Raw genomic sequence first — 10,823 nt, 5'->3', positions numbered from 1 at the left:
CGCGCCGCGACCGCCGAAACCAGCCGATCCCGCGCGAACAACAGATCCTCTACCTCGGCCAAACACACAGGCGCGGACTCCGGCACCACCGCGAGAGCCAACGCGGACGCCATCTCCCGGACCGACGCCACCAACGGCCACGACACCCGACCCACAGAACGGCCGTCCGAACCGCCACCGTTCAGGCCTGGGCCAGGAGATCCACCAGCATCGGACCCGGCCCCACGGGGCTCAGCTCCACCAAGCTCAGCTCCACCAAGCTCGGCGCTGCTCCAGCCGGCCCCCTCCAGGCCGAGGTCACATGATCCGGCACCGGCAGCATCGGACCCGGCCCCACGGGGCTCAGCTCCACCAAGCTCAGCTCCACCAAGCTCGGCGCTGCTCCCGCTGGCTCCCTCCAGGCCGGGGTCACATGATCCGGCACCGGCAGCATCGGACTCGGCGCCGCCAGGCTCGGCACAGCAAGGTTCGGTTCCGAGAGGCTCGGCTACGCCGGGCTGGATGCCGGTGGAACCCGCAGCGTTCGAGCGTGAGCCATGGAATCGGGCGGCCCCGGAAGCCGCGTCACCGCAGTCCGCGTCGGTCGCAAGGGCTGAACTGCCGTCCGACATCCAGGCCTTGGCCCACGAGGCGACCTGCTCCCACTCGGACCCATGCGAACCGATGCGAGAAGGGCGCTCGTTCCGCGAAAAGAACTCCAACGACCCGAAGAACTCCGCCACGCCCACCCCTCCCAATATTCGAACGCGCATATGAATGATGCCACACTCGAACGCATATTCGCAACAGGCAGATGGCGTGAATTATTGCGACAGAAATATGGTCAGATATCCCTTATTGGGAGCACCACTTCGTACGTGGGAGCGCGTTTGAACATTACCAATAGACCACAAAATAGCAACAAATCCGACATTTCAAGGAACGGGCCTTATTACAGTGCGCACAGGATGAGGCGACGGGCCGAAACCGCAGGCCATCGGGCCACCTACCTCCCGCCAGCGGCGGCGCTTGATCTTGTTGCTTCGCCGCAACCCCGGCACTTCCGCGCCTACCCTGACCAACATCCATATACAACACCCCACCTCTGGTTATCCCATAAGCGGACACCGCGATCCGCACGTCCGCGCCTCGGGCGCATTTATGAGTACCGATCCCGTCCGGTCGGCAATTGTTGATATGCCGCCCCCGCGATCGGCCTGCCACAACATCTACAGAACGGCTACCCGAGCAGAATTCGCCGCATAGGGCACTATCGGGTTCCACCACGTAAGCGCCCTGTCGGATTCCCCCGCGCGATCGTCCCGGACGATCAACGCGGTCGTCCGCGACGATCAACGGCCACTCGAATCCGGCAGGCCCCAACCGGACCTTCCAACGCGCGATCCCACAATCGGCTTTGAGCGACGCTGGGCAGGTATCCACCAGTACGCTCGGCGCTGAACGATCAAGCCCGACAACCACGCAACACCGCTTCGCGTGAGGCGTGCCGAGCGGCTGTTGCCGCCGCCGTGAACTGGTTGTGGCGTCGGCGGCAAGTAGTAGTAGACCGGCCCCACGACTCCGCACTCGCTCACGCCAACGCCCACGCAGCACTCCCCACGTAGGCGACATCGCTCGTTCGAGCTCTCAGAACAGGCAGAGACCCCACATCAATGGATGAACTCGCACCTACAGACGGCCCCACGCAGGAGAGATCCGCGGCCGTAGCAGAATCTGGAGATCCCCCCGATCCCACCGCGGATCCGACGCGTGCCGGACACCCCTCCGCCGGAGGTACGGCGCAGGCGCAGAACCCCGACCCTTCCGTGGGCTCGGCTGGCACGGAGAGTCCCGCGGATACACCGGACCCGACGCGTACGGAGGTAGCAGCCCGCACCACAGGCAAGCGGGCACGGCGCGGATGGGTCGGCGTTCTGGTGTGGGTGTCCATCGTGCCGTTCGCCGCGTGGGCCGTACTGCGACTGATCCCGGGAGACGTGCACTTCCAGTGGGTACGGGCGGTGGCTTTCACGCCGTATGTCGCTCTCGCCTCGGTGGCCGTCCCGTTGCTCGCTTTGGTGTCCCGAAGGTGGACGGCACTCGCCGCGAGCATGGTGGTCACCGGATCGCTCGCCGCCTGCGTGGTGCCGCGCGCGATCCCCGGAGGCAACCCGCCTGCCACAGGGCCCCAGCTGAGGGTCCTTTCCTCCAATCTCATGATGGGATCGGTGCCGCCGGAGAAGCTGATCGATCTCGTACGGGAGCTCCGCGCCGATGTGCTGACGTTGCAGGAACTCACTCCATCGGCCGCCGAGGGCCTGCGCGACGCCGGCATAGACAAGCTGCTGCCGTACCACGTGGACGTGCCCGTGCAGCGCGCGCAGGGGTCCGGGATATTCAGCCGGTTCCCGCTCGCTCAGGGACAACTCATCGAGTTCGGCAAGTTCCGGCAGGTGGCGGCGATGGTGGACGTGCCCGGCGCACCGCAGGTCTCCGTCGTCTCCGTCCATCCGTGCGCACCGCGCTACTCCGAGAGGATGGGGTGCTGGGCGGACGGGCTGGCGGCGCTGCCCCTGCCCGATGGTCCGGTACGGATCCTCGCCGGGGACTTCAACGCCACGCTGGATCACGCACGGATGCGGCACCTGCTGGACGCGGGGTACCACGACGCCGCCGCCACGACGGGAGACGGTCTCACGACCACGTGGCCCTACCGGCGGTGGAGGTTCAACGGCTGGGGGATCCCTCCGGTCACGCTGGATCACATCCTGGTCGATCCACGCGCGGCGGCGGGTTCCTTCGGCGTCCACCGGCTCACCAGCACCGATCATCTGGCGGTGTTCGCCGCGCTCACGCTCCCCTCGCGCTGACCCTGGCGGATACCGTCTCCGAACGGAAGGTGTGCCCGAGCTCAGGGCCGAGCCGGAAATAGTGCCGGAAGTTGTAGATCAGCGGGCTCCACGCCGCCGGGTCGATGTGCTGCGTACCGGGAACGACGATGCGCGGGTCCGCGTGCACCCGCACCACATGAGCCTCGATCATCTGGAACGCGCCGGTAACGTCCGGCTGGACGCGGGCGGCCCGCGCCTCGATCTGGATCGGGCATTCGGCCACCCGAGGCGGCCGGACCACGTCGGACGGTTCAGGCCGCAGCCCCGCCGCCTCGAACTTCGCCGCCTCGAAGCGGAAGGTGTCCTGTTTGCGCGCCGGTACGGGCTCACGCCCTGTCAGTGGAGCCAGGCGCTCCACCGCCGCCCACTGCGCCGGATCCGGCAGGTTGATCACCAGGTCGGGCCGGACGGCGAGGTTGTGCGCGGTCTGGCTGTCCGTGCCGAGTCCGAGCACGATCACCTGGCCCAGCGCCCAGGCGGAGGACATCGGGGCGAGGTTGAAGGAGGCGTCCTCGTTCTCGGTGGACAGCAGTGCGACAGGCGTCCCGAAGTACAGGATGCTCGCTGTGATCGTCAGGTGGTCGTGGGCCATGAGTGCCAACGTAGGCCGCGGATCGTTCGGCGCTCCCCGCAACGTTTCACCCTTCAGGAGCGGCGCGAGCGCCCAGATGCCCGGACGGCACGACCACCGGGGGGCCACGACGGGCGGCCCGGGGCAGCCGGCTGTTCTGCGTGGAGGACCGTCGCGCGCGATCCAGGTCAGGTGAGGGAGACGCGGCTGAACCGGGTCTCGAAGCCCTTTCCCACGGGGGCCGCGCACATCACGCCCGCCAGGGCGGGAACGGCCGGCGGGAAGTAGGCCAGCCGCAACATCTGCTCCGGCTTCGCGTCGTCGAGCCCGTAGCGGACCGTGACGGCGTCCCCTGCCCGCTCGAGATCCATGGTGATCGAGCCGAAGCTCCCGGGCGCGGCGGTCACCGACCAGTCCGACCAGCCGCGCGTGACGACCACGCTGATGTACGGCATGCCGTCGACGAACTCGGCACCGGCCTTGATCCAGTTCTCCTCGTCGATCCTGAGGACGACCCCGGCCTGGTCGTACTGCTCGGCCCAGTCGATCTCGAAGGTCGCGGTGATCCGCAGGTCGCCGGGCATGACGCGGCCGAACATGTGGGCGGTGTCATAGGAGTACCCGTAGTGGGTCTTCTGCCAGAGGTCGGTCGACGGGTCGGCCACCATCCGAAGCCCCTCGCCCGCCGCCCAGTCGCGGGGTTCGTTGACCCATTCCCAGTCTGTGTACGGCATCGCGTCCCCTTCGTCCGGCGCTCGGTCCTGCCTGATCGATCATGCTATGAGAGCGCTCTCCGAGGCCAGTACGGCAAGGAAGATCTACCTCCGGTTTAGCACCGTTTGTCCTGTTTACCCAGAGATTGCCTATACTCGTGCCACGCAATACCCACTTGCGTACTTAATCCCCAAATATCGCAATGCCGTCGCAAACCTCCTGAGACGACGTGTCCCTCCCTTCCCCCGGGAGCCCCCCCTGTTCACCCCCGCCGGGCGTGTGATTTCGCCTGCCCGGAACCAGGCCGCCATCGATCCCCCGCCGGTGGCCGAACGTCCTCTCGCGACGGCGCTCACACCCGGTCCCCCTCCGGGTTGATCTGCGATTCAGCGAAAGGATGCTCATGCAGAAGCGAGCCCGCCAGGCGATCGTCACCGTGACCGCAGGTCTCACGCTCGTCGGAGGCGTGACGACGGCGGCCGTGGTGATGTCGTCGGGCCAGGGAGGCGACGCCGCGCATTTCGCGCAGCTTCCCCCCGCCGTCGAGACCTCGACGATCGCCCAGCCCGGTCCGTCCGCGGAGATCCAGAGCACCACCAGCACCAGCACTGACAGCACCGCGGCCGACAGCACCGTCGCCGCCGCCCAGGCCGCCCCTCCCGTCAAGGTCACCGCCACGGAGACGAGCGAGAAGAGCACGGCGACCCGGCCCTCCACCAGCAAGACCGGCACCTCCAAGACTGGTACCTCCAAGACCGGCGCATCCGGCAAGGCCAAGAAGCTGCCCGCCGGCCGGGCCACCGCGACGTCCTTCTGGGACGCCCAGACCGCGTCGGGCAAGCCGATGCGTTACCAGACCATCGCCAGCCCGTACTGGCCGCTCGGCACCAAGGTCAAGGTCAGCTACAACGGCAAGAGCGTCGTCGGCGTGGTCGAGGACTTCGGGCCGGCCGAGTGGGCCGTCGCCCAGCACGACCTTCCCGCGATCATCGACCTGTCCGAGAAGATGATGGCCGACCTGACCGGCGTCCGGTCCAACAGCGTCCACGTGAACTTCGAGGTCCTGAAGTGGGGCAGCGGACGGGTCTACCGCACCTCAGGCACCGGCTACAAGCTGGCGATGGGCCGGTAGGCGCGCTTCCCTCCGGATGCTCGGGCGCGCGTAAACTGCGAGAGTGGCTGACCCCAAATTCGAGATTCAGATGCTCCACGACCGCGTCATGGTCAAGGCTGAGCAGGACGCCGAGGAGCGGCGAAGCAGCGCGGGCATCGTCATCCCGGCCACCGTCAAGATGGCCAACCGACTCATCTGGGGTGAGGTCTGCGGTGTCGGGGCCAACGCCCGAGCGGTGAAGGTCGGCGACAAGGTCCTGTTCAACCCCGAGGAGCAGTACGAGGTCGACGTCCAGGGCCAGGTCTACCTCGTGATGCGCGAGCGAGACCTGCACGCCGTGGCCACCCAGCAGACCGACCACGGCACCGGCCTCTACCTCTGAAAGTGGGGCCCGACCCGCCTTCACCTCCGGGGACCGTCGCGGCCACCCCGCCGTCACGCCCCCGGCGTGCATCACCGAACCGTTCGAGACCGACCCGCGACCCGTCCCGTACGGCCCGGCCCGCGTTCAGGCGAGCCGTACGGGACGGAGAGCCTCAGGGCGGACATGCCTCCGGAACAGCCCTCGGGACACATCCCGCGAAACAGTCGTGCGGAACAGTCGTGCGCGGGCCTTTTCCAAGAACGGCCGCGTTTCCGGCGTCGCGTGATCTGGGTCGGGCGTCCCAGCGGTAGCTGGGGTCCTGCTCGGCGGATGAGTGTGCGGACGGTGTCGAACGCGGCGGCCAGGTAGAGGGAGAAGTCGACGACCTTGCCCTTGCGTTCGGAGCAGCGGACGGACCCGATGGTGCGCAGACGCGTGTCAACCCGTCGTCCAAGGCCGGAGCTTGTCGGGGTTGAGTACCGCCCAAATATGCTTGATCCGGTCGCCTGCGAGGTCGAACGCCAGCACCGACACGGTGACACCGTCCAGCTGAGCCACCAGACCGGGCTGACCGTTGACCGTACACTCCGCGATCGTCACTTCGGGTACCGCACCGGCCCGATCGGCGAAGAAGCGTGCGACCTGCGCGGCGCCTTCGATCGGGTGGAGTGCGGCGCTGACCAGGCCGCCGCCGTCGCCGGTCGCCGTCGCGGCGGGGTCGAGGAGGCCGATGAGGGCGTCGATGTCCTTGGCCTCCCAGGCCCGCTTGAAGTCCCTGACAAGGCCGGCCCGCTGGGCGGCCGGAGCCACGGGAGCCCGCGACGCGCGGATGCGACGGCGGGCCGAGGAAGCCAGCTGGCGACATGCCGCCGGGGTACGGCCGACGATCTCGGCCACCTCGGCGAAGGAATACCGGAACACATCGTGCAGGACGAACGCGACACGCTCGGCCGGGGTCATCGACTCGAGCACGACCAGGAAGGCCATGTTGATCGACTCGTCGAGCGTGACCCGGTCGGCCGGGTCGACCGTGCCGCCGCCCCGCCCGTTGATCCACTCCGTACGCTCGGGCAGCGGCTCCGGGATCCACTCGCCCACATAGCTCTCGCGCCGGACCCGTGCCGAGCCGAGCAGGTCCAGGCAGATGCGACTGGCCACCTTCGTCAACCAGGCACCGGGAGATTCGATGGCCTCCTGCTCCAGCCGGGACATGGCGTACCAGCGGGCGTACGTCTCCTGGACGACATCCTCGGCATCGGCCAGGGAGCCCAGCAACCGGTACGCCAGATTGATCAGCTGACGCCGCTCGCTCATGATCACGCTCAGGCCCGGATCGAGCCGGCCGTGTCCCGGCTCGGATGGGACGGTCATCGAATCCCCGACTTTCCTTCTGGCGCATCTGCTCTCACCAGATCGACGAGACGACGCACCGAAGTGTGAGGCCGGCGCGTCGCCTCACATTCCCCGCAGATGTGCCGTCGTACCGAGTCGTCGTACCGAGAAGACCCGCGAAGGAAGGAAACCGATCACGGAACCCGTGAACGCAAGGTCGCCGAACTGGCCCCACCGGAGGCGATCAGCGCCAAGCCCACCTAAAGGGATGTGCCCGCGGCCGCGGCGCGTGCCCTCCGCGCGTCTCTGCGCTCCTCGAAACGGGCCGCCGCCGAGTCGAGCTGCGCGAGGAAGGCGGCCAGCTCCTCGCGGGCCCGCTCGCCGTCGGCGTCGAGCCCTTCGATGTCGAAGAGCTTCCATTGCCGCAGCACCGGCATGAGGACCTCGTCACGGTGCTGCCGGATGTCGTAGATCCCGGCCATGGCGATCGCCACGGACTTGCGGGCGAAGCCCTCGATGCCGTGCCCCGGCATCTGGAACGACGTGACGACGTCGGTCACGGCGCGCATGGTCTGGGAGGGATCCAGCTCCAAGGCGGCGGCGAGCAGGTTCCGGTAGAACAGCATGTGCAGGTTCTCGTCCGCCGCGATCCTGCTCAGCAGCCGCTCGCAGTGCGGGTCGCCCGACACCTTGCCGGTGTTGCGGTGGGCGATGCGGGTGGCCAACTCCTGGAAGGAGACGTAGGCGAGCTGGCGCAGCATCCCCTCGTGCTCCGTGGCGAAGCCGGTCTCCATGTGGGTCATCCTGGCCCGCTCGAGTGCCACCGGATCGACGGCCCGGCTCACCGTGAGGTAGTCGCGGATGGCGATGCCGTGCCGCCCCTCCTCCGCCGTCCAGCGGTGCACCCACGTGCCCCACGCGCCGTCCCTGCCGAACGTCGTCGCGATCTCGTGATGGTAGCTCGGCAGGTTGTCCTCGGTCAGCAGGTTCACCACAAGCGAGACGCGGGCCACCTCGGGGATCGAGGTGTCCTCCGGCGACCACGCCTCCCCGCCCAGGATCCCGTCGAAGGTCCTGCCGTCGCTCCACGGGACGTACTCGTGGGGGAACCACTCCTTAGCCGTCGCGAGGTGGCGGTCCAGCTCACCCGCCACGACGGGTTCCAGCTCGATGAGCAGCTCTGTCTGGGTGAACGGGCGGGACGTGACAGACAAGATTGACCCCACAACGGCGAGATTACGGTTACGTAACCTACGTTAGCGTAACTTCCCGAGATCATCCTCGAACCGACTCTCCCGCCTGCGATTCCTCGCGTCGACCATGCCTTCGACACCGGCACCACTCGAACTAAGGTAAAGCGGGGGCAAAAGGAGGGGATCGATGTCGCAGCCGCTACTCCCGGACGACCCGCGAGAGGTCGGCGGATACTCGCTGGAAGGACGGCTGGGCGCCGGCGGCCAGGGGGTCGTCTATCTGGGCCGCGCGGCCGACGGCACGGCCGTGGCGGTCAAGGTCCTTCACCAGGACTGGGCCGACGACGAGACCCGCAAGAGGCTCGTCCGGGAGATCACCGCCGCCCGCCGGGTGGCGCCGTTCTGCGTCGCACAGGTCCTCGACGCCGACGTGGACGCGGATCGTCCGTACGTCGTGAGCGAGTACGTCGAGGGTCCTTCCCTTCAGCAGGCCGGCGCCCGGTCGGGCTCGGCGTTGCACCGGCTGGCGGTGACGACCGCCACCGCCCTGGCCGCCGTCCACCAGGCGGGTGTGGTCCATCGCGATTTCAAGCCCGCCAACGTCCTGCTCGGCGCGGACGGGCCCCGGGTCATCGACTTCGGGATCGCCCGCCATCTGGACTCGGCGACGAAGAGTGGCGGCCTCGTGGGCACCCCGGCCTACATGTCCCCGGAGCAGATCGCCGGAGCACAGGCGGGCCCGGCGAGCGACGTGTTCGCGTGGGGATGCGTGATCGTGTTCGCCGCCACGGGCAGGCCGCCCTTCGGTGACGACAGCGTCCCGGCCGTGATCAACCGGGTGATGAGCCGCGAGCCCGACCTCGGCGACCTCGCCGAGCCGCTCCGGTCGATCGTCGCGGACGCGCTGCGCAAGGACCCCGCCGAGCGTCCGTCGATCCTCGACATCCAGATGCGGCTGCTGGGCCGGCCGGTCGAGACCGAATCGCCCGCCGCCCCCGTCGCGCCCATGTCCCCAGTGTCCACGCCCCATGTACACACGCCACCCGCGCATGTGCCACCGCCCGGGTCCTCGATGGGAGGCGTTCCCGCACCCGGGCACGGTCCGTACGTGCCGGTCTCCGGCACCTTCGCCTCCGGCGGCACCGTGGGCGCCGCGCCGTCCGCGGGCGCGCCCACCCAACCCAGCCGGTACGGCTCCCGCCGCCGCGGCGCTCTGCTCACCGGAACGGGCGCGGCCACGCTCGCCGTGGCCGTGGTCGCGGGTGTTCTGGTGTGGCAAGGGGCGGGAACCGGAGAATCCGGTCAGCCCGTCGACAGAACACAGCAGACCACCGGCCCCGACACCACGCAGCGCGAGACCGCACAACCCGAGACCACGCGTCCCACGACCGTACCGGTGACGACGTCGCCCTTCCCCACGCCCGCGCCCCGAGCCGCGTCCAGGTTCCCGGCGGCCTACGTGGGCGTGTGGCGCGGCAGGGTCAACTACGATCCCGGCGCGTACGACCGGCTGGTTGTGACCATCAGGAAGGGTGGCAGGACGGCCACCGATCAGCACCTGGACTCCCGTTGTACCGGGACGTCCAGGCTCGTCAAGATCACCGATTCCATCGCCCATCTGAAGCGGATGACCATGCGCGGCAACTGCCCACGCAACGGCGAGATTTACCTCACGCTCAACGAGGACGGCACGCTCGGCTTCGAGTACGCCGGACACGGCGAGAACAAGTGGACGAGGGATGAGCCGTGGTTCATGCACGCCACCCTCAAGCGCGACCGGTAGCCGCGTCACGCGAGGCGCCGCGCCCGCGTGAGGGGCCCACCACGAGGGGCGCCTCACGACGTCAGGACAGGACGCCGACGCCGCCTTCGACGACCACCCGGGTCTGGACCGCGGGCGCCTCGACGGCGGGCCGCCATTCCTGGACGGGCACCAGTCCGGGCTCCGCGAGCGTGAATCCGTCGAAGAACCGGACCAGCTCGTCGTGGGACCGGAACGTCGCCTGGGCCGGACTGCCCGCCGTGGCCATCGTGAGCCGGGCCAGGGCCTCGGGGTCGCTGTGCGCGGTCGTGTTGGAGATGATCACGTGGCTGCCCGGTGCCATGCCGTCTCGCCAGGTGGCGACGATGTCGTAGGCGCCCTCCGCGTCCGAGATGAAGTGCAGCACTCCGAGGAACAGGACGGCGACCGGTTCGCCCTCGTCGATGACCGCCTGCAGGGCGGGGTCGCCGAGGATCGCCTCCGGGCGTCGCACATCGTGCTGGAGGGTGATCACATGGTCGTCCACGATCGGCATGGCGTCGTTGTGCACCTTGACCAGGGGGTCGTTGTCGACGTAGACGACGCGGGCGCCCGGGGCCGCTTCGCGGGCGATCTCGTGCACGCTCGGCGAGGTGGGCAGCCCGGCGCCGAGGTCGACGTACTGCCGGATCCCCTGGGAGGCCGCGTGACGCACGGCCCTGGCGAGGAACGCCCGGTTCGCCCTGGCGACCGCCTGCGCGTCCGGGGCCACGGAAAGCAGCCTCTCCGCCACCATCCGGTCGACGGCGTAGTTGTCCTTGCCTCCGAGCAGATAGTCGTACACCCGCGCCGAACTCGGCGTCGAGGTGTGGATCCCATCGGGAATGCGCGCTAACTCGGGCATCACAGTCTCCCCAATTACGC

At 68.6% G+C, this 10,823-nt stretch carries 9 protein-coding genes and 1 pseudogene; 4 read left to right on the top strand and 6 right to left on the bottom strand.

The features are described from left to right. Positions 1-1,922 precede the first annotated feature (1,922 nt). Entirely contained in the window at positions 1,923-2,849 is a 927-nt protein-coding gene (locus AB0I59_RS41495) for an endonuclease/exonuclease/phosphatase family protein (RefSeq protein WP_358142448.1), read from the top strand. Here the strand turns inward: AB0I59_RS41495 and AB0I59_RS41490 are convergent. Then, positions 2,830-3,462 carry a flavin reductase family protein gene (locus tag AB0I59_RS41490; RefSeq protein ID WP_358142445.1) on the bottom strand — a complete coding sequence of 211 codons (633 nt, stop codon included), beginning with the start codon at positions 3,460-3,462 and terminating at the stop codon, positions 2,830-2,832. The genes AB0I59_RS41495 and AB0I59_RS41490 overlap by 20 nt on opposite strands. Before the next feature lie 167 nt (positions 3,463-3,629). After that, complete coding sequence (locus AB0I59_RS41485; protein WP_061261355.1) at positions 3,630-4,175, bottom strand: DUF1349 domain-containing protein; 546 nt, start codon at positions 4,173-4,175, stop codon at positions 3,630-3,632. A gap of 383 nt (positions 4,176-4,558) precedes the next feature. Between AB0I59_RS41485 and AB0I59_RS41480 the strand changes: the two genes are divergently transcribed. Next, the gene (locus AB0I59_RS41480; RefSeq protein ID WP_061261354.1) at positions 4,559-5,287 is read left to right on the top strand and encodes an RlpA-like double-psi beta-barrel domain-containing protein; all 729 of its coding nucleotides are present in this window, start codon (positions 4,559-4,561) and stop codon (positions 5,285-5,287) included. A gap of 43 nt (positions 5,288-5,330) precedes the next feature. Further along, positions 5,331-5,651, top strand: coding sequence for a GroES family chaperonin (locus AB0I59_RS41475; protein ID WP_061261353.1), 321 nt, complete (start codon positions 5,331-5,333; stop codon positions 5,649-5,651). Between the two features lie 262 nt (positions 5,652-5,913). On the opposite strand, the pseudogene AB0I59_RS41470 reads toward AB0I59_RS41475, so the two are convergent. The 3 genes and pseudogenes from AB0I59_RS41470 to AB0I59_RS41460 all read right to left on the bottom strand — a co-directional run. Then, positions 5,914-6,043: pseudogene (locus AB0I59_RS41470) on the bottom strand (IS5/IS1182 family transposase); the annotation flags it as partial. A 28-nt stretch (positions 6,044-6,071) separates the two neighbouring features. Beyond that, on the bottom strand, positions 6,072-7,004 hold the full coding sequence (gene sigJ, locus AB0I59_RS41465; protein WP_358142440.1) for an RNA polymerase sigma factor SigJ: 933 nt from the start codon (positions 7,002-7,004) through the stop codon (positions 6,072-6,074). Between the two features lie 221 nt (positions 7,005-7,225). Further along, positions 7,226-8,179 carry an acyl-ACP desaturase gene (locus tag AB0I59_RS41460; protein WP_061261351.1) on the bottom strand — a complete coding sequence of 318 codons (954 nt, stop codon included), beginning with the start codon at positions 8,177-8,179 and terminating at the stop codon, positions 7,226-7,228. Positions 8,180-8,345: 166 nt separating this feature from the next. Between AB0I59_RS41460 and AB0I59_RS41455 the strand changes: the two genes are divergently transcribed. Then, a complete protein-coding gene (locus AB0I59_RS41455; RefSeq protein WP_358142437.1) occupies positions 8,346-9,941 on the top strand; it encodes a serine/threonine protein kinase in 1,596 nt (531 codons plus the stop codon). A 61-nt stretch (positions 9,942-10,002) separates the two neighbouring features. Here AB0I59_RS41455 and AB0I59_RS41450 read toward each other — a convergent pair whose 3' ends face one another. Next, positions 10,003-10,803: an SAM-dependent methyltransferase gene (locus tag AB0I59_RS41450; RefSeq protein WP_061261349.1), complete on the bottom strand. Its 801-nt coding sequence runs from the start codon at positions 10,801-10,803 to the stop codon at positions 10,003-10,005. Positions 10,804-10,823 lie beyond the last annotated feature (20 nt).

It is taken from the genome of Microtetraspora glauca (genome assembly GCF_040656155.1).
GTDB classification, from domain to species: Bacteria; Actinomycetota; Actinomycetes; order Streptosporangiales; family Streptosporangiaceae; genus Microtetraspora; species Microtetraspora glauca.
The sequence above is the reverse complement of the archived record's forward strand: the minus strand, read 5'-3'. Positions and strand labels throughout refer to the sequence as shown.